A 19776-nucleotide genomic window follows, 5' to 3' on the forward strand; every position below is an offset into this window, starting at 1 on the left:
GGTCCATACGGAGCAACCATAGGCCGACCGTCGGCGCGCCCGGACAGCGAGTCACCCTCAGCCGATTCTCACCGGGGCATATTCAAGTAATGGTAAATTGTTAGCTACCCAAACGAACTAGCCGCTGCCGGACAACGGTCCTGGAGCAGCGGTCCCGCCATGGTCGAGGCGTTAAGAACACGTCAGGAAAGCGTCAGGAGGCCGTCAGAACCATCACGCGCACCCGCTCGTCCACTCAAGGAACCCCGCCCCGGCGCCGATTCCCCGCGCCCAGAGCACCCGACTCGTGCACTCAAGGAGAGAGCCCCGGCCAGAGAGGACCCGTGCCCTGACCGTCCACAGCCTCAACCAGCTCCTGCTCTTCAGCGCCCTCGTCCTGCTCATCGCCGTCGTCGCGGTCCGGCTCTCCTCCCGCAGCGGGCTGCCCAGCCTGCTGGTCTACCTGGGGATAGGCATCGCCATAGGGCAGGACGGCATCGGCTTCGGATTCTCCGACGTCGCACTGACCCAAACCCTGGGATACGCCGCCCTCGTGGTGATCCTCGCCGAGGGCGGGCTCGGTACGAAGTGGCGCGACATCCGGCCCGCCGTGCCCGCGGCCGCCGTGCTCTCGACATTCGGCGTGGCCGTCAGCGTGACCGTCACCGCCCTGGCCGCGCACTACCTGGTCGGCCTCGACTGGCAGGCGTCACTCCTGATGGGCGCCGTCGTCTCCTCCACCGACGCCGCCGCGGTCTTCTCCGTACTGCGCAGAGTCCCGCTGCCCAAGCGGCTCACCGGCATCCTGGAAGCCGAGTCCGGATTCAACGACGCCCCCGTCGTGCTGCTCGTCGTCACCTTCTCCTCGCTCGGTTCCGAGCACCACGCCTGGTACTTCCTGCTGGGACAGATCTTCCTCGAGCTCGCCATCGGGCTGGTGGTGGGGCTGCTCGTCGGCAAGCTCGGGGAACTCGGCATGCGGCACGTGGCACTGCCGGCCTCCGGCCTCTACCCCATCGCTGTGCTGGCCCTGTGCTTCCTGGCATACGCGGGCGGCGCCATGGCCCACGGATCCGGCTTCCTGGCCGTCTACGTGGCCGCGCTGATCCTGGGCAACGGCAAACTGCCGCACCGGCCCGCCGTGCGAGGGTTCGCCGACGGGGTGGCCTGGATGGCGCAGATCGGCCTCTTCGTCCTGCTCGGGCTGCTGGTGACCCCGCACCAGCTGTGGAAGGACTTCTGGCCCGCCGTACTGATCGGGCTGGCCCTGACCCTGGTCGCCCGGCCGCTGTCCGTCTTCCTGTGCCTGGACCGCTTCCGCCTGCCCTGGCAGGACAAGGCACTGCTCACCTGGGCCGGGCTGCGGGGGGCCGTGCCCATCGTGCTGGCGACCATCCCGATGGTCGCCGAGGTCAAGGGCAGCCAGCGCATCTTCAACATCGTCTTCGTCCTCGTGGTCGTCTTCACCGTCCTCCAAGGGCCCACCCTGCCCTGGCTGGCGCGGAAACTGCGGCTCGACGAGCAGGACGAGCCCGCCGACCTCGACATCGAGTCCGCCCCCCTGGAGCGGCTGCGCGGACATCTGCTGTCCGTGGCCATCCCGGCGTCCTCCCGGATGCACGGTGTGGAGGTCACCGAACTGCGGCTGCCGCCGGGCGCCGCCGTCACCCTGGTGGTGCGGGACGGTGAGAGCTTCGTCCCCCTGCCCTCCACGGTGCTGCGGCACGGCGACGAACTCCTGGTCGTCACGACCGACCGGGTCCGGGACGCGGCCGAACGGAGGCTGCTGTCGGTCAGCCGCGGCGGCAAGCTCGCCGGATGGCTGGGCTCCGGAGGGAGCACAGCGGTGCGACGGTGACAGCCCTGCCGGGCCCGACCCGTTCGCGGCCGCGCCCCCCGCGGGCGGTGCGGCGGTGCCGGTCCCCGGAACGGGCGGCGGCGGTGCACCGCTGCGGGCCGGCCACCGCCGCCGCCCGTGCCCCCGTGCGGTTGATCGCGCTGTCCGGTCCCGGGTCGACGGCCCCGGTGCGGCGTAGGTCACCTGGCCCTGGCCGGGGGCGGCCTGCACCGTGTGCCGCGGGCGGGACGGCCTGCTTCGAGTGGTCGAGCGCGACCGGAGGCTGTGCCGCGTGGTACGGAAAGCCGCCGCCGACCGCTATCCTCAGGACGGTAAAGATTCACCCCGACTCTGTCTGATGCAGAGCTGGCGCGACCGCTCGGCGGCCACGGTCCGGAAGCCCACCCTTGCACCGGACCGGGTATCTACCCCGGTCCTGCGCGAGAGGACAGCTCTCGGCGCGTCACCCTGAGCGCGCTACCAGGCGGCAGAAAGGCCCGGCCGTGGAATCCCCGGCCACCGAGACCGACACCGCACGGACCGACGAGAACACCGGGAACCGGCACTCCGAGCGCTCCTCCCGGCGCCCCGGATACGGGCAACTGCTGCGGACCGAGGGAGCCTGGTCCTTTCTGCTGCCGGGCTTCCTGGCCCGCCAGCCCTACGCGATGCTGACCATCAGCATCGTCCTGCTCGTCCAGCACACCACCGGATCCTTCGGCCGGGCGGGCGCGGTGTCGGCGACCGCCGGCATCGCCATGGCCGTACTGGCGCCGCAGAGCGGCAGGCTCGCCGACAGGTTCGGGCAGGGCGCGGTCCTGGCCCCGCAGGCGTTCCTGCACGTCCTCACCGTCGGGGCGCTGATCGCCGCCGCCCTCCTGGACGCACCCCTGTGGGCACTGTTCGTGGCAGCCGTACCGGCCGGTGCGACCGCACCGCAGATCAGCCCGATGGTGCGCGCCCGCTGGGCGGCGCGGCTGCAGGACTCCCCGCTGATGACGACAGCCGCCGCCTTCGAGTCGGTGACGGACGAGTTCACCTTCGTGGTCGGCCCGGTGCTGGCCACCGCGCTGTGCACCGGGGTGCACCCGGCCGCGGGGCTCGCCGCCGAGGCGGCCGTCTCGCTGGTGGGCGGACTGGTCTTCGCCGCGCAGCGCCGTACGCAGCCGGTCCCGTCGGCTGCCGGGCGCCCCGCCGGGCAGAGCGCGGGCACCGCCCGCGGACGGGGCGCGGACGGCCGGCCGTCCGCACTGGCGGCGCCGGGCGCGCGGGTGCTCGTCGCGGCGCTGCTGGGCATCGGCATGGTCTTCGGGGGGATGCAGGTCTCGCTCACCGCGTTCACCGAGTCGATCGGGCAGCCGGGCGCCAACGGGCTGATGTACGGCGTGTTCGCCGCGGGCAACATGCTGGCCGCCGTCGCGGTGGGCGCCGTCCGGTGGAAGCGCGGGCCGCAGACCCGGCTGCTGACCGCCTACCCGGCGCTGGTGACGGCCGCGGCGCTGGTGGCGCTGACCGCGCAGCTCGCCCCCTGGGCCGTCGCACTGGGCGCCCTGGGGACGCTGACCGGGCTGTGTGTGGCGCCGTGCATGATCACCTGCTTCACCCTGATCGAGTCGCTCGTCCCGGCGGGTGCCCGCACGGAGGCGCTCACCTGGTTGACCGGGGCGGTCGCGCTGGGCCAGGCGACGGGCTCGACGGTGGCGGGCCAGCTCGCGGACCAGGCGGGGGCCGGGGCCGGGTTCCTCACCCCGCTGGTCGGCACCGGGCTCGCGCTGCTGGTGCTGCTGACCTTCCGCAAGGCGCTGCGCCCCGCCCACGACGGACGGGTCGCGGCACGTGGGCTGGGTCACCGAACGGCCGTCGCGGTGGACTGACGCGCGGGAATGCTGCACTATGGAGCGTTGTTAGCACTCAACAAGTAAGAGTGCCAGGAGGAAGAACGTGCCGACCTATCAGTACCAGTGCACCGAGTGCGGCGAGGGCCTCGAGGTGGTGCAGAAGTTCACGGACGACTCGCTGACCGAATGCCCCGGCTGCCAGGGCCACCTCAAGAAGGTCTACTCGGCGGTCGGCATCGTCTTCAAGGGCTCCGGCTTCTATCGCAACGACAGCCGCAGCTCCTCGTCGAGCAGCAGTTCGGCCTCCGGCAGCTCCTCCTCGGACTCGACCGCGAAGAGCGGCGAGACCAAGAGCTCCTCGTCCACTTCGGACTCCTCGTCCTCCGGCTCCTCCTCGTCCTCCTCGGAGACGAAGTCCTCCGGGAAGAGCGAGAGCAAGAGCAGCAGCAAGGCAGCCACTTCGGCCTGAGCCGCCGCTTCGGACCGGCCGCCGGCGCGGCCGGATCCGCCGGCTCCGCCGACCGCGCCGGGCCCGTACCGGACGGCACGCGCCTCCCGCGCTCCGCCCCTCTGCCCGGCGTCCGGCCCCCTGCCCCGCACCCGGCGTGCGCCCTTAGGGTGACCGCATGAGCGAACAGGCAGAGATCGGCATCATCGGCGGCTCCGGCTTCTACTCCTTCCTCGACGAGGTGACCGAGGTCACCGTCGAGACGCCCTACGGGCCGCCGAGCGATTCACTCTTCCTGGGAGAGACCGGCGGCCGCCGGGTGGCCTTCCTCCCGCGCCACGGCCGCGGCCACCATCTGCCCCCGAACCGGATCAACTACCGCGCCAACCTCTGGGCGCTGCGCTCGGTGGGCGTACGCCAGATCATCGCGCCCTGCGCGGTGGGCGGCCTGCAGCCGGAGTTCGGCCCCGGCACCCTCGTGGTCCCGGACCAGTTGGTGGACCGCACCAAGTCCCGGCAGCAGACCTTCTTCGACGGCCAGGAACTCCCCGACGGCAGCGTTCCCCGGGTCGTCCACGTCGCTTTCGCCGACCCCTACTGCGAGGCGGGCCGCCAGGCCGGGTTGCGGGCGGCCCGCGCCCGCAACTGGCAGGCGGTGGACGGAGGCACGCTGTGCGTGGTCGAGGGGCCGCGCTTCTCCACCCGCGCCGAGTCCCGGTGGCACGCGGCCCAGGGCTGGTCCGTCGTGGGGATGACCGGGCATCCGGAGGCGATCCTGGCCCGCGAGCTGGAGCTGTGCTACTCCTCGCTGGCCCTGGTCACAGACCTGGACGCAGGTGCAGAGGCCGGGGACGGCGTCTCGCACGAGGAGGTGCTGCAGGTCTTCGCCGAGAACATCGACCGGCTGCGCACGGTGCTTTTCGACGCGGTGAGCGAACTGCCCGCCGCCGACGAGCGCAAGTGCGAGTGCGGCTCGGCGTTGGGCGGGATGGACCCCGGCATCACGCTCCCCTGACCGGCTTCGTCCCCCTCCCGGGGGACGGAATTGTCCACAACTGCTCGGTCATCCACAGTTCTCCCGGCCCGTCAGCGGGATTCCGGCCCAGCGTCCACGGTGGTCACCGAAGGCCGTGAACAGGCGGCTCTTCTCCCCGTGCTGGCTGGTGGTGAGCGTCGTGCCCGGATCCCGGAAGCCCCTTCCGGAGGATCTCCCCCTTCGTACCTGCCTGCGCGCACCGGTACCCGACTTCCCACCCGTCCGGGCCGGACGCGGCGCTCGCCTGCCCCGCCCCGGCAGGCGGGGGCGACGCCGGTTTCTCCCGGCCGCACTGGCCGCCGGCGCAGCGGCTCTCGCCCTCACCGCGACGGGCAGCGGTCCGCCGGCGCAGGACGGGAGCGGTTCCCCGGGCTCCGGCCCGGCAGCGAACCGGCGGAGCGCCGAGCGGACGGACGCAGGCGAGCAGAGGCGGGAAGCCCCCGTCTCGGCCCCTGTACGGATCGCCGACGCGGCGACAGTCCGGCTGCTGAGTCCCGGTGACCGGATCGATGTGCTCGCGAGCACATCCAAGAGCGCTTCCGCCCGCGTCGTGGCCACACACGTCCGAGTGGCTCAGGTGCCCGAGTACCGGGAGACTGTCGCGGGCGAGGGAGCCGAGGGCGCGCTGATCGTCGTCGTCGTTCCCCGGCGGACAGCGGCGGCGCTCGCGGGCGCCGCGGCGACCTCCCGGTTGGCGGTGACCCTGTGCTGAGCCGTCCGCCGTCCCCGCTGCTACGGAGGCTCCGGCTCCGGTCGTGCATGAACCCGCGGGTGCGAGGGCAGGCGAGCAGCCGGTCCCGTCCGCGGGCGCTGCCGGTCCCGTGCGCCCTCGGACTCCCGCTCGCAGTCAGTATCGGTCTCTGGTTCTGGAAGAGGAAGTCCGTTGAGCAACGACGCACCCGCACCCGAGAAGAAGGGCGTCCTGACCGGCTTCAGGGAGTTCCTGATGCGCGGCAACGTGGTCGAACTGGCCGTTGCCGTGGTCATCGGAGCGGCCTTCAGCAAGATCGTCGACGCCGTCGTCAACGGCTTCCTCAACCCCCTGGTCGGCGCCATCGGAACCAAGGACCTGGACAAGTACCGCTCCTGCCTGAAGGGCCCCTGCGAGGTCAGCCCGACGGGCGAGGTGACCGCGGGCATCCCGATCCACTGGGGCCCGGTGCTCAGCGCAACGCTGACCTTCCTGATCACGGCGGCGGTCGTCTACTTCCTCATGATCCTGCCGATGAACAGGTTCAACGAGCGCCGGGCGGCCAAGGCCGCCCCGGAGGAGACCGCTCCGGCGGAGGCGGTCAGGACCGAGGTCGAGCTGCTCACCGAGATCCGCGATGCCCTGCTCGCCCAGCGCGCGGGGGGCAGCGACTCCCCGGAGAGCCCTGCGTCCACCGGCGCGGTCACCGCTTCGGCCGGCCCGGTGGGACCGCAGCGCGACGGCGACGCCGACACCCGGAAGTAGCGCCGGAGGCCGCGCAAACGACGCCGCGCCGCTGGATGGACAGCGGGACGCCCTGTCGTCCGCAGGACGGCCGCTGTCCGGAGGGTGGCGGCTGCCCGGCGCGGGAGCGCGGTGTTCCACGAGCCGCGATGACGCGTCGGCGCCCCTGGGGGGTGGCGGAGCGGACTCAGAGGTGGTGGGGCGGCTTCTCGTCCAGGAAGCGCGCGAGGTCGCCGCTGGCTCCTGCGGGCCCGCCGCCCTCGCCCCAACCGCGGTCGGTGTCGTCGGCGGACGGGCGGGTCAGCGGGTCGTCGAAGACCAGCGAGGCCGCCGCTTCACGCGGGGTGCCGGGCCGGTCGGAGGGCTGCGGGTCGACGCTCATGGCTCAAGCGTACGGCCGTCGCACGTGGCTGCTGGTATGGATGCCCCATGGACACTCACGGCGGCCAGGAGCCGCGCCCCGCGCAGGAGCAGCCGAACCGCACCCGGGACGCGCTGACCGACGTGCCCGGCTTGCGCGTGGGCCACGCCCAGCGCTCCGGAGGTGGCTGGCTCACCGGGACGACCGTGGTGCTGGCCCCGCACGAGGGCGCCGTCGCGGGAGTCGACTGCCGGGGCGGGGCCCCGGGGACCCGCGAGACGGACGCACTGGACCCGCGGAACCTGGTGGAGCGCATCCACGCCGTCGTCCTCAGCGGCGGCAGTGCGTTCGGCCTGGACGCCGCCACGGGTGTGATGAGCTGGCTGGAGGAGCAGGGCCGGGGTGTGCGGGTGGGAGCCGACCCCTCGCAGGTCGTGCCGGTGGTCCCGGCGGCGGTCATCTTCGACTTGGGGCGCGGGGGCCGCTGGACAGCCCGGCCGGATGCGGAGCTGGGCCGCGAGGCGGTGGAAGCGGCCGCGGCGACACCGCAGGGCGCACCGGTGACGGAGGGCAGTGTCGGTGCCGGGACGGGGGCCGTCGTCGGCGGCCTCAAGGGCGGCACCGGCACGGCGAGCACCCGGCTGGCCTCCGGAGCGGTGGTCGGCGCGCTGGTGGTGCTGAACGCGGCGGGGTCGGCGACGGACCCGGCCACGGGCGTGCTCTACGGCGAACTGGCCGACGGTCTGCCGCACATCCCCTCCGAGGACGAGCACACCGAGGCCGAGCTGCTGCGCTCCGAGGCGAAGGAGGAGACCGAGCGACGCGTCGCGGGGACACTGCGGCCCGCCCTGAACACCACGCTCGTGGTACTGGGTACGGACACGGCGCTCACCCGCGCTCAGGCACAGCGGCTGGCCGGAAGTGCCCACGACGGCCTGGCCAGAGCGGTGCGCCCGGTACACCTCATGCACGACGGCGACACGGTCTTCGCCCTTGCCACCGGGGCACGCGAGCTGGGGACCGGCGAGTTCAACGAGGTGCTGGCGGCGGGTGCCGACGTGGTGGTCCGGGCCGTGGTCAAGGCGGTGCGGGCAGCGGAAGGGGTCGATGGGCCGGGCGGTGTCTTTCCGTCCTACAGCGATCTCTACGGTCCCGCGCTCTCCGGAGCGGACGGGGCCGCATCCCCCGCGGAGGACGAGGAGCGCGACACCGGACGCTGACAGGGCTCGCGCGGTCCCGGGCAGCCGGGACGCGCCGCCTGCGGCGGACGGCAGTACCGGCCGGTCCGGCCCGCCGGGCGGCGGGCCGGGAACCTGTTCCGGGGTGGGAGGGGCCCGAGCGGCCGTCGGACGGGGCGGACGGGCCGCTGGGCCGGCTCCGGTCAGACGCCTGCCGGAACCCGCGGCTCCGTGCTGTCCTGGGCCGGGCTGTTCCCTACCTCCGGGGTCTGCTTGCGCGCGCCCTTGAGGAGGAGCGTCGCCCCGGCCGTGACCAGGGTTCCGGCCGCGATGGCGACGAGGTAGAGCAGCGGGGAGCCGATCAGCGGCACGACGAAGATGCCGCCGTGCGGCGCCCGCAACGTACTCCCGAAGCCCATGGAGAGGGCCCCGGTGACGGCTCCGCCCGCCATGGAGGCCGGAATCACCCGCAGCGGGTCGGCGGCCGCGAACGGAATCGCCCCCTCGCTGATGAAGGAAGCACCGAGCACCCAGGCGGCCTTGCCGTTCTCCCGCTCGGTCCTGGTGAAGAGGCTGCCGCGGACGGTCGTGGCGAGGGCCATGCCCAGGGGCGGCACCATTCCGGCTGCCATGGCGGCGGCCATCACCATCAGGCTGCCGTTGCCGGGGTCGGCGCTGGCGATACCGCCGGTGGCGAAGGTGTAGGCGACCTTGTTGACGGGCCCGCCCAGGTCGAAGCACATCATCAGGCCGATGAGCAGGCCGAGCAGGACGGCGTTGGTGCCGGTCAGGCCGCCGAGCCAGTCGGTCATGGCCTGCTGCGCGGTGGCGATGGGCTTGCCGACCACCAGGAACATCAGGGCGCCGACGACCGCCGAGGAGAGCAGCGGGATGACGACGACGGGCATGATGCCGCGCAGCACGGCCGGGACACCGACCCGCTGGACGGCCATCACGAGGGCACCCGCGAGCAGCCCCGCCACCAGGCCGCCCAGGAAGCCCGCCTCGATCTGGACCGCGACGGCACCACCCACGAAGCCGGGTACGAGACCGGGCCGGTCGGCCATGCCGTAGGCGATGTAGCCGGCGAGGACGGGGACGAGGAAGCCGAAGGCGAGTCCGCCGATCTGGTTGAGCAGGGCTGCCCAGCTGTGGACCTCGGTCCATACGAAGTGGTCGGCGACGGACTTGGCCCCGGCGATCTCGTAGCCGCCGAGCGCGAAGGAGAGGGCGATCAGCAGCCCGCCGGCGGCGACGAACGGGACCATGTAGCTGACACCGGTCATCAGCCAGGTCCGCAGCCGGGTGCCGAATCCGTCACCCTGCGCGGCCCCTGCGTCCATGGGCGCGGAGGCGGTGGGCCGGGTTGTGTGCTCACCCCGTTCGGCCTTGTCGCGGGCTTCCTGGAGCAGTTCGGCGGGGCGGTTGATGGCCGCCTTGACCCCGACGTCGACGGTGGGCTTGCCCGCGAAGCGTTCCCGCTCCCGTACTTCGACATCGTGCGCGAAGATCACGGCGTCCGCCGCGGCGATCACCTCCGGGTCGACCCGCTGGAATCCGGCCGACCCCTGCGTCTCGACGGTGAGCTCGGTGGCGGCCGCGTCCTCCTCCGCCGCCCGCTCCAGCGACTCGGCGGCCATGTAGGTGTGGGCGATACCGGTGGGGCAAGAGGTGACGGCGACGATCCGGAAGGGCTCGGACGGCACGGCTCCGGATCCGCTGGTCCCGGTCGCCCCGGGCTCCTGCGACTGCTTCGACAACTCGGGGCGCTCCGGCCCGGGGTGCGTCGGCTCCGCGCTCTGCGGCTCCGCCGGCTGCGGCTGCCGCTCCTGCCCGCTCGGCGCCGCAGCGCGATCGGGCTCCGACGGCTCCTGGGACTGCTCGTGTGCCGCGCGGGTGCCCGGTGCGGAATCGCCGCGTATCAGCGCCGATGCCTGCTCCGGGTCCGCTGCGGAGCGGAGGGCGGCGGCGAACTCGGGGTCTGCCAGCCGACGGGCGAGCGAGGACAGGATGGTCAGATGCTCGCTGTCCGCCCCGTCGGGCGCCGCGATCAGGAAGACGAGGTCGGCGGGGCCGTCCGGAGCGCCGAAGTCGATCGGTTGCGTCGGACGGCCGAAGGCGAGCGTGGGCTCGCTGACGTGGGTGCTGCGGCAGTGGGGGATGCCGATACCCCCGTCCAGACCCGTCGGCATCTGCGCCTCGCGGGCCTCGACATCGGCGAGGAAGCCGTCGAGGTCGGTGACGCGGCCCAGCGACACCATCCGCTCCGCGAGCGAGCGGGCGGCATCGGACTTGGTGGCGGCGGACAGGTCGAGATCGACGAGTTCCGCGGTGATCAATTGGCTCATCGGACGGCTCCGTTGACGTCGGGGAGAAGGGGGAGGTCCAGGGGGACGTCGGTGGTCACGGTGACCGCTTCCGGACGGATGTCGTCCGGCCCGGGCATCTGGCTGCCGGGAAGCTGTACGGCAGCAGCGCCGTGCGCCACGGCCGAGACCAGCGCTCGGGCACGGGCGCCGCCGGCTGTCAGGAAGCCCGCCAGCGAGGCGTCGCCCGCGCCCACATCGCTGCGGACGGTGGTGACGGGAGCGGTCCCGAAATAGGTGCCCGTGCTGTCCACGAGGAGTTGTCCGGTGGCGCCGAGGCTGGCCAGGACCGCTCCCGCGCCCGCCGCCCGTACCTCGTCGGCTGCCTTGACGGCGTCCGCGACGGTGACGAGGGTGCGGCCGACGACCTCGGCGAGTTCCTCGGCGTTGGGCTTGACCACGTCGGGGCGCGCGGAGAGGGCCGCCGCCAGCGCGGGCCCTGAGGTGTCGAGCGCGACTTGGACACCGTTCTCGCGGGCCCGGCTGACGACGGCCGCGTACCACTCGGGGGAGAGGCCGCGGGGAAGGCTGCCACTGCACACCAGCCAGCGGGCGCGGCTGCGGGCGGCCTCGGCCGCCAACGTGTCCAGGAGCGCCTGGGACTCGGCGGCTCCGATGTCGGGCCCGGCGGCGTTGACTTTGGTCAGTGTGCCGTCCGGTTCGGCCAGGGCGACATTGACCCGGGTGGAGCCGGACACCGGCACCCCGGCCACGGCGACGCCGAGCCCGCCGAGAAGTTGGGCGAGGAGCGCGCCCTCGGGACCGCCGAGCGGCAGTACGGCCACAGTGGGATGTCCTGCCGCGGCCACCGCCCGGGAGACGTTGACGCCCTTGCCGCCCGGATCGACGCGGTCGGACCCGGCGCGCAGTACGGCGCCGCGGCCGAGCCCGGAGATCTCGTAGGTGCGGTCCAGGCTGGGGTTGGGAGTGATGGTGAGGACGGTCATGGGGGTCCAGAGGTCGGTGCGGTGTGCCGGTGCGGAAGGGAGGGCTCAGACCCGTTGGACCCGGTTGCCCTGGTCTTCGACGGCCCGTGTCTCGTCGGGGCTCAGGCCGGTGTCGGTGATGAGGAGGTCGACCTGCGAGAGGTCGCCGAAGCGGGCGAAGTACTCCTCGCCCGCCTTGGTGGAGTCGGCCAGGAGCACCACATGCCGGGCGGCCGCCATCATCGTGCGCTTGACGGCTGCTTCGGCCAGATCGGGGGTGGTGAGGCCGGCCTCGACGGAGAACCCGTTGGTGGCGAGGAAGAGGACATCTGCCTTGATCTCGCCGTAGGTCCGCAGGGCCCACGCGTCGACAGCGGCCCGGGTGCGGTGCCGCACCCTCCCGCCGACGATGTGGAGCTCGATCCCCGCGTGGTCGGCCAGGCGGGCCGCGGTGGGCAGGGCGTGGGTGAGGACGGTCAGCGAGACGTCGGCGGGCATGTCCGAGGCGAGCCGGGCCGTGGTGCTGCCTGCGTCGAGTATCACGCTGCCGTTCCTGGGCAGGTGCGCGAGGGCGGCCTGCGCGATGCGTCCCTTCTCCTCGGTGGCCGCCGACTCGCGAGCGGCCAGGTCGGGCTCGAAGTCGATGCGGCCTGCGGGGATGGCCCCGCCGTGGACGCGTCGTACGAGTCCGGCACGGTCCAGGGCCTTGAGGTCACGGCGCACTGTCTCGGCGGTGACGTCGAACTCGGCGGCCAGGGACAGCACGTCCACCCGCCCCTGTTCTTCGGCGGTACGGAGGATGGCCTGCTGGCGCTCCGGTGCGTACATGTGGGTTCAGGTCCATTCCATGCCCGATCGTGTGACTTCTCCGCGAGACTACGACCGGGAAACCAGAAAGTAAACACACTCGGGCATGCTCTCGGGCACGAACAGACCCAGGAATGGTGGAGGCGGCGGGAGGGCGGGGCGGGGGCCGGGGGAGAGGAAAGGAGACAGACGCCAGAGGTGGGCAGAGGGGCCAAGGCCGGACAGCAAAGAGCCCCGGTGCTCGGGGGAGGGCACCGGGGCTCGTCCTGGGGGGCGACGACGGAGGTGGGCCGGAGAGTCGGTCTGAGGGGCTACGCCGCCTCGTCGAAGCCCGTGTCATGGGCCATCTTCTTCAGTTCCAGGAGGGCATGCTTCTCGATCTGGCGAATGCGCTCGCGCGTGAGGCCATGCTGCTTGCCGACCTCGGTCAGGGTGCGCTCGCGGCCGTCGACCATGCCGTAACGGGCCTTGATGATGGAGGCCGTCCGGTCGTCGAGCCTGCCGATCAGGTCGTCCAGTTCCTCCCGGCGCAGCACGGTCAGTACGGACTGCTCGGGGGAGGCGGCCGAGGTGTCCTCCAGCAGGTCGCCGAACTGGGTCTCGCCCTCGTCGTCGACGGACATGTTCAGGCTGACGGGGTCGCGCGCCCAGTCGAGCACGTCGGTGACGCGCTCGGGCGTCGAGTTGAGTTCAGCGGCCACCTCCGCCGGCTCCGGGTCGCGGCCGTGTTCGCGGTTGAACTCGCGCTGGACCCGGCGGATGCGCCCCAGTTCCTCCACGAGGTGGACGGGGAGCCGAATCGTACGGGACTGGTCGGCGATGGAGCGGGTGATGGCCTGGCGGATCCACCATGTCGCGTAGGTGGAGAACTTGAAGCCCTTGGTGTAGTCGAACTTCTCCACCGCGCGCACGAGTCCGGCGTTGCCCTCCTGGATCAGGTCCAGCAGAGGCAGGCCACTGCGCGGGTAGCGGCGGGCCACAGCCACCACGAGGCGCAGGTTGGAACGGATGAAGACGTCCTTGGCCCGTTCGCCCTCGGCGACGATGGCCTCCAGGTCTTCACGGCTCGAGGTGGCACTGGCCGAGTCGCTGGAGACCGGCTTCTCGAGTCCGTCCAGAATGCGCTGGGCGTAGACACCCGCCTCTATCGCGAGGGACAGATCGACTTCCTTGGCGGCGTCCAGCAGCGGGGTGCGAGCGATCTCGTCGAGATACATGCCGACCAGGTCGCGGTCCGCGACTTCGCTGCCAGCGGTGCGAACACTGCTTGCCGTGTCGGAGACACCGGTCGTGTTCTCCTGACGACGGGCGACGGCACGGGTTGCCATGCGTGCTCCCTTGCGAGTGATCTGAAACTTTGGCCTGGTGGCTGACTTCGGACACTTCACGGGTGCCCGCCTTGCGTAGATGTCAACGGCTGGAATCCGGACTAAATTCCCAACCTGCGCAACATTTTTCGGATCATGCAGTAAACTGCGCCGCTACCCGTGCGGACAGCACGGTGACTGAGCGCACTCAGGCGCTGGTCGGAGCGGTATGGAGCTGCTCCTGACGGTCTCCCGAACCCGTTCCGCGGCTACCTGAAGGGCGTCGTCGTCGACGCCCTTCACCCGTGTAGACGGCTGATGTTCCGTGTTGGTTGCGTGCCCCTGCCCGCTGCCACCCACGGCACACCTGCGGCATCCGGGCGACGGCCTCCGCGGGTCCGCCCCGGACGGCAGCCGGCGATACGAGCGGTCGCTCAGGGGCTCTGCCGCCCGGGGCAGCCCGGACAGCCGCCGGGCCCCCGGGGAGGAGCGGCCGGAACACGAGAGCGGCCCCCGTGTCCCATCGGAGACACGGGGGCCGTGGTAGCCCAGTGGCCGGCACCGTGACCGGCGGGGGGCTTTCGTCAGTGCATGGCCGCCAGCACCGGCTCCGGCTCGTCGCCCGGACGGTCACTGCCTGCCTCGCCGTCGAGCGTCTTTCCGGGGGCCGGGTTGCCTCCGCCCCGCGCGTTCACGAAGACCGTGACGATCGTGGCGGAGACGAGAAGGATGCCCACCGCCCACCAGATCGCCGAGGTGTAGCCGTGCACCATGGCCTCCAGCTTGAGCATCTGCTGGGCGGGCTTGGTGGTGGCCTCGGCGACGTGCGCGGTGACGTACGAGGTGGTGGCGCTCGCCGCGATGGTGTTCAGCAGCGCCGTACCGATGGCGCCGCCCACCTGCTGCGAGGTGTTGACCATCGCGGAGGCGACACCGGCGTCGCTCGGCCGTACACCGTGCGTGGCCAGCGACATCGCGGGCATGAACGCCGTACCGAGACCGAGGCCCAGCAGCACCTCGGCCGGGAGGATCAGTGCCGGGTAGGAGCTGTCGACCTCCAGCTGGGTCAGCAGGAGCATGCCCACCGCCGCGGTCAGGAAGCCCGGTGCCATCAGCAGGCGGGCCGGTACGCGGGTCATCAGCCGCGCCCCGATCTGGGTGGAGCCGGTGATCATGCCGGCCACCATCGGCAGGAAGGCCACACCGGTGCGCACCGGGGAGTAGTCCTTGACCACCTGCAGGTAGTACGTCAGGAACAGGAAGAGGCCGAACATGGCGATGACCGCCAGGCCGAGCGACAGGTAGACCCCGCCACGGTTGCGGTCGGTGACCACGCGCAGCGGCAGCAGCGGCGCCCGGAGCCGCGACTCGACCAGCGCGAACGCGGCCAGCAGCACGACGGCGGCGATGAACATGCCGATGGTGCCGCCCTCGCTCCAGCCGTCCGTCTCCGCACGGGTGAATCCGTACACGAGCGAGACGAGGCCGAGCGTGGAGAGGACCACGCCGGGGATGTCGAGTGCGGACCGGTTCCGGGTCCCGGACGGCTCATGGATGACGCTGATCGCGCCGAGGGCGGCGATGGCCGCGAACGGGACGTTGACGTAGAAGGTCCAGCGCCAGTCCAGGTACTCGGTCAGTACACCGCCGAGGATCAGCCCGATCGCGCCGCCGCCACCGGCGATGGCGCCGTAGATGCCGAACGCCTTGGCGCGCTCCTTGCCGTCGGTGAACATCACCGCCAGCAGAGACAGCGCAGCCGGTGCCAGCAGTGCGCCGAACGCGCCCTGCAGAGCACGCGCCGACAGCATCATGGCCTCTCCGGTCGCGGCTCCGCCGAGGGCGGACGCGAGCGCGAAGCCGATGAGTCCGGTCACGAAGGCGCGTTTGCGGCCCCACATGTCGGCGATTCGGCCGCCGAAGAGCAGCAGTCCGCCGAAGGCGAGGGCGTAGGCGGTGATGACCCACTGCCGGTTCGCGTCGGATATGCCCAGGTCGACCTGGGCGGAGGGAAGCGCGATGTTCACGATGGTCGCGTCGAGGACGACCATGAGCTGCGCGATGGCGATGAAGGCCAGCGCCTTCCATCGCCGGGGGTCGAGCCCGGCCTGCGCATCGGCCGGAGATGGCGTTTGTGGCATGGATGTGCCTACCTCACGGTGCGGAGTACGAAAAATGGGACGTCGGGGAGAGGCTGCTGAACTGAGCTCTCAGCTGGGCTCTCGTCTGGTGCGGGAGATGCGCCGCGGGGAGGTACGAGCCCCCCGCGCTCGTACCTCCCCAGGTGTCGGGAGTACGGGGAGTGCTGGAGGTGTGGACTCGCCAGAGGAGGAAGAGTGAGCGGTGCGGCAACCGCTCGGCGCTGCGGCTACGGAGTTCAGTGGTCCTGTCGCAGTTCCTCCAGAGTCGCGGCGTGGCCGGGTAGTCGGGACTTGGCGGGGGCGCGCAGCCCGTCGAGGAAGAGCTGCACATGGCGTTCGACGAAGCGTTCGATGCGCTGGCAGCCGACGCCCGGCAGCGGCCGGGAGAGCTGGCTGAGCGCGACCATCACGTCGCCGACGTCGATGTCGGTGCGCACCTCGCCCGCCTGCTGGGCCCGCCGGATGAGCTCCTGGGTCAGTTGTTCGACCCGGGTGCGAGCAGCCAGTGACTGCGGCTCCGTGGGGTCGAAGCGGCCCGAGAGCATGGGGCAGAGCGCACCGATGCGCTCTTCCACCGCGGCGAAGACGAAGCGACGCAGCGCCTCGAAGGAATCCTCCTCCTCGGCGAGCGCCTTTTCCGCCCGTACCGCGATCCGCTCGGTCACGGCATGCATGACGCCGTGCACGAGCGAGTCCCGGTCGGGGAAGTGCCGGTAGAGGGTCGCATTTCCGACCCCGGCAGTGCGAGCGATTTCATCGAGGGAGGCGTCCGCCCCGTGGACGACGAATGCCTCACGGGCCGCGGTGAGGATGCGCTCGCGGTTGCGCGCCGCGTCGGCTCGGCCCTTGGGAGCCGCGCAGGCGACAGTGACGTGCTCGGTGGCATCGGTGGCGCTGCCCATCTGTGACTCCTTCGCTCCCTCGGGGGCTGCTACGTCTGGTCTCGGTTGCTACTGGACATGGGATCGCGTGCGGTTGTGGATTTCGGTCGGCGTGTTGCCGCCGATGAGTGTGACGTGCGGGCGTGGTGCTGTGCGTCGTACCAGGGTCGGCATGACAGCAGTGCTTTGGTGGCACTGGAGATGGTGCTGCGGTCCTCCATCCGGGGACCTGGTCCCCGTTTTGCGGAGACGGCTATGTAAACGGGGACGCGCTCCCCGGTTATTTCCCTGACTCCTGTGACTCACCTCACTCATGCAACAACCACCACAGCCACCCCGCCCAACCGGGTACCCGGCACCGACTCGACTCCGGACCAGCCCAGTCCGAGCCCGACCCCGGTCCCGAACCACGGCAGCACCGGAGGACGAAGCCGCACGGCAGAACGGACAGCACAAAGGACGCAGTGAGACAAAGAGCCGCACAAGCGAAGTAACGGAACCGGTTCCCGCACAAGAGGCGCCGGAGAAGACGCCCTCACGAAAGAACGGAGCGCCATGTCCAAGTCCACCCCGGTCAAGGTCGCGGTCATCTACTACTCCGCGACCGGCACCATCGCCTCCCTCGCCAAGGAGATCGCCGGCGCGGCGCAGTCGGCGGGCGCGGAGGTCCGGCTGCGCCGCGTCCAGGAACTGGCGCCGCAGTCGGCCATCGACTCGAACCCCGCCTGGGCCGCCAACGCCCGCGACACCGCGGACATCCCCGAGGCCACCCCGGACGACATCGACTGGGCGGACGCGGCGATCCTCGGCACCCCCACCCGCTACGGGAACGTCACCTCGCAACTCAAGCAGTACCTCGACACCCTGGGCCCGCTGTGGGCCGAGGGACGGCTGGCCGACAAGGTCTACAGCGGCTTCACCTCGTCCTCGACCCTGCACGGCGGGCAGGAGAGCACGCTGCTCGCCCTCTACAACTCGGCCCACCACTTCGGCGGCATCATCGTCCCGCCGGGCTACACCGACCCCTCGAAGTTCGAGGACGGCAACCCTTACGGCACCTCGCACGTCGACGCGCAGGGCCAGAAGCCGGTCGACGGCACCGCACTGAAGGCGGCCCGCGTGCAGGCCGAGCGCGTGGTCCGGACCACGCGGGCGCTCAAGGCGGGGCTCGCGGAGGAGTAGGCCGGGCGCCGGACGACCGACCGGGCCGGATGCCACTGGACTGGACCCAAGAAGTCCCGCGCGGCGTCTGGCCCGGGACGCCGCCGCGCTGGGACGATGCTGCTGCATCCAGCGGTGACCTGCACATGACCACGTGCTCCACCCACACATGCACAGGTGAGGAGCGTTCCGATGCAACAGCCCACCTCTCGCAGACACCTCCTCGCCACCGCGGCCGGCACCGCCGCCGCGCTCGGCGCCACGACGTCGCCGGCTTCGGCCGCGGCGCGCGCAGCCGGCAGCGGAGAGCTCGCCGGCACCATGTCCGGCGCTCGGCCCGGCCGGTCGGCCCATGCCTCCTCGGCCGCCGTCCGCGCTCGCGCGGCGGCTCTGCTGCGCCGGATGAGCCTCGACGAGAAGATCGGCCAGCTCTTCGTCATCGAGGTCTACGGCGCGACCGCGGAAACGGAACACGACGGGAACCGCGAGCTGTACGGCGTGCCGACGCCCGCGGAAGTGGTCCGGAAGTACCGCCCCGGGGGCGTCATCTACTTCGACGCGCGCCGCGGGCCCGACAACGTCCAGGAACCGCGTCAGATCGCCCGCCTCTCCAACGGACTCCAGAGCGCCGCCAGGCGGGCCGGTGCACGCGTACCGCTGCTCATCTCCATCGACCAGGAGGGCGGCAGCGTCGTCTACCGGATGCTGGAGCCCGCCACCCAGCTCCCCGGCAACATGGCGCTGGCCGCTACCCGCTCCACCCGCGCCGTCCAGGACAGCGCCGACATCATCGGCACCGAACTGGCCGCCGTCGGCATCAACCAGAACTACGCACCGGTCGCCGACGTCAACATCAACCCCGCGAACCCCGTGATCGGCGTCCGCTCGTTCGGTTCGGACACCGCACTGTGCGCGGACTTCGTGGCCACGGCCGTACGCGGCTACCACCGAGGCGGCGTCGCCAGTGCGGCGAAACACTTCCCCGGACACGGCGACACGGATGTCGACAGTCACACCGGGCTGCCGGAGATCAAGCACACCCGGTCCGAACTGGACCGGATCGACCTGCCGCCGTTCCGCGCCGCCATCCGGCGCGGCGTCGACACGATCATGACAGCCCATATCGTCGTCCCGTCCCTGGATCCCTCCAGAGCGCCCGCGACGATGTCGCACCGGATCGTGACCGGGCTGCTCCGGGAGGAACTCGGCTTCACCGGCCTGATCGCGACGGACGCCCTGGACATGCGCGGCGCCACCGCGGACTTCCCGCCCGATGTCGCACCCGTGCGCGCCCTCCGGGCGGGCTGCGATCAGCTCGTGCTGGCCCCGAAGCTGGACACCGCGTTCGGAGCCGTACGAGAGGCCGTGCGCTCCGGCGCCGTCCCCCAGGAGCGACTGGACGACTCGGTACAGCGGATCCTCGAGCACAAACTGCGGCGCAAGCTGTTCCCCGCGCCGTACGTGAACGAACGGCGCGCGGCCCGCACCGTCGGCAGCCGGCGGCACCGCTCCCGGGCCCGGCAGATCACCGAGCGGACGATCACGCTGGTACGGAACGAGAACGGCGCTCTCCCTCTCCCCCGCACCCTCGGCACCATCCTCGTCACCGGGTGGGGCACCGCACCCCTCGCCGCCCTCGCCCAGGCCCTCGACGCCCAGCGCGGCCGCCGGACGACCACCATCGAGACCGGCACCCGACCGGACACCGCCAAGATCGCGGAGGTGACCGAGGCGGCCCGTACGCACGACGCCACGGTCGTCCTCGCCAACGCCGCCGCGGCAGGCAGCGAGGAAGGTGTCGCCCAGGCCCGACTGATCGACTCCCTCACCGCCACAGGCCGCCGCGTGATCGTGGCGGGCGTCCGCCTCCCGTACGACCTCCGCCGCTTTCCCGACGTCCCCGCCTACCTGGCCACCTACAGCTACGGCACCCCCTCCATGACCGCCCTCGCCCGCACCCTCTCCGGCGAAGTGGCCCCCCGCGGCACGCTCCCCGTCCCCATCCCGGCCCTCGACGACCCGAACCGTGACCTGTATCCCTTCGGCCACGGCCTGCACTACTGACAGCACCACCA

General features: G+C 71.8%; 16 protein-coding genes. 9 read left to right on the forward strand and 7 right to left on the reverse strand.

The features are described 5' to 3' along the window. Positions 1-286: 286 nt before the first annotated feature. The 6 genes from P2424_RS12630 to mscL all read left to right on the forward strand — a co-directional run bounded on the left by P2424_RS12630 (position 287) and on the right by mscL (position 6594). Positions 287-1837, forward strand: a complete 1551-nt coding sequence (locus P2424_RS12630; protein WP_276475853.1) for a potassium/proton antiporter — start codon at positions 287-289, stop codon at positions 1835-1837. A 581-nt stretch (positions 1838-2418) separates the two neighbouring features. Next, positions 2419-3690 carry an MFS transporter gene (locus P2424_RS12635; protein ID WP_276478948.1) on the forward strand — a complete coding sequence of 424 codons (1272 nt, stop codon included), beginning with the start codon at positions 2419-2421 and terminating at the stop codon, positions 3688-3690. Positions 3691-3757: 67 nt separating this feature from the next. After that, positions 3758-4123, forward strand: coding sequence for an FmdB family zinc ribbon protein (locus tag P2424_RS12640; protein WP_276475854.1), 366 nt, complete (start codon positions 3758-3760; stop codon positions 4121-4123). A gap of 157 nt (positions 4124-4280) precedes the next feature. After that, positions 4281-5117, forward strand: a complete 837-nt coding sequence (locus P2424_RS12645) for an S-methyl-5'-thioadenosine phosphorylase (RefSeq protein WP_276475855.1) — start codon at positions 4281-4283, stop codon at positions 5115-5117. Between the two features lie 589 nt (positions 5118-5706). Next, entirely contained in the window at positions 5707-5850 is a 144-nt protein-coding gene (locus P2424_RS12650) for a hypothetical protein (protein WP_276475856.1), read from the forward strand. 171 nt (positions 5851-6021) lie between these two features. Then, positions 6022-6594, forward strand: coding sequence for a large conductance mechanosensitive channel protein MscL (gene mscL / locus P2424_RS12655; RefSeq protein ID WP_276475857.1), 573 nt, complete (start codon positions 6022-6024; stop codon positions 6592-6594). 166 nt (positions 6595-6760) lie between these two features. Here mscL and P2424_RS12660 read toward each other — a convergent pair whose 3' ends face one another. Next, positions 6761-6955, reverse strand: coding sequence for a hypothetical protein (locus P2424_RS12660; RefSeq protein WP_276475858.1), 195 nt, complete (start codon positions 6953-6955; stop codon positions 6761-6763). A gap of 47 nt (positions 6956-7002) precedes the next feature. Between P2424_RS12660 and P2424_RS12665 the strand changes: the two genes are divergently transcribed. Next, positions 7003-8154 (forward strand): P1 family peptidase, encoded by a 1152-nt coding sequence (locus P2424_RS12665; protein WP_276475859.1) that lies wholly within the window; start codon positions 7003-7005, stop codon positions 8152-8154. A 161-nt stretch (positions 8155-8315) separates the two neighbouring features. On the opposite strand, the gene P2424_RS12670 is transcribed toward P2424_RS12665, so the two are convergent. The 6 genes from P2424_RS12670 to P2424_RS12695 form a co-directional block, all read right to left on the reverse strand. Then, a complete protein-coding gene (locus tag P2424_RS12670) occupies positions 8316-10460 on the reverse strand; it encodes a fructose-specific PTS transporter subunit EIIC (RefSeq protein ID WP_276475860.1) in 2145 nt (714 codons plus the stop codon). Beyond that, entirely contained in the window at positions 10457-11425 is a 969-nt protein-coding gene (pfkB, locus tag P2424_RS12675) for a 1-phosphofructokinase (protein WP_276475861.1), read from the reverse strand. The genes P2424_RS12670 and pfkB overlap by 4 nt, the downstream gene beginning before the upstream one ends. A 45-nt stretch (positions 11426-11470) precedes the next feature. Next, positions 11471-12232, reverse strand: coding sequence for a DeoR/GlpR family DNA-binding transcription regulator (locus P2424_RS12680; protein ID WP_276475862.1), 762 nt, complete (start codon positions 12230-12232; stop codon positions 11471-11473). A 290-nt stretch (positions 12233-12522) separates the two neighbouring features. Continuing rightward, a complete protein-coding gene (locus tag P2424_RS12685; RefSeq protein WP_019359557.1) occupies positions 12523-13539 on the reverse strand; it encodes a sigma-70 family RNA polymerase sigma factor in 1017 nt (338 codons plus the stop codon). Positions 13540-14102: 563 nt separating this feature from the next. After that, a complete protein-coding gene (locus tag P2424_RS12690; RefSeq protein WP_276475863.1) occupies positions 14103-15659 on the reverse strand; it encodes an MFS transporter in 1557 nt (518 codons plus the stop codon). Between the two features lie 236 nt (positions 15660-15895). After that, positions 15896-16561 carry a TetR/AcrR family transcriptional regulator gene (locus P2424_RS12695; RefSeq protein ID WP_276475864.1) on the reverse strand — a complete coding sequence of 222 codons (666 nt, stop codon included), beginning with the start codon at positions 16559-16561 and terminating at the stop codon, positions 15896-15898. Between the two features lie 534 nt (positions 16562-17095). Here P2424_RS12695 and wrbA point away from each other — a divergent pair. Both wrbA and P2424_RS12705 read left to right on the forward strand, forming a co-directional pair. After that, complete coding sequence (gene wrbA / locus P2424_RS12700; RefSeq protein ID WP_276475865.1) at positions 17096-17722, forward strand: NAD(P)H:quinone oxidoreductase; 627 nt, start codon at positions 17096-17098, stop codon at positions 17720-17722. A 171-nt stretch (positions 17723-17893) separates the two neighbouring features. Next, a complete protein-coding gene (locus P2424_RS12705; protein ID WP_276475866.1) occupies positions 17894-19765 on the forward strand; it encodes a glycoside hydrolase family 3 protein in 1872 nt (623 codons plus the stop codon). Positions 19766-19776: the final 11 nt, after the last annotated feature.

Origin of the sequence: Streptomyces sp. WMMB303 (genome assembly GCF_029351045.1) — a bacterium.
Taxonomy (GTDB): Bacteria; Actinomycetota; Actinomycetes; order Streptomycetales; family Streptomycetaceae; genus Streptomyces.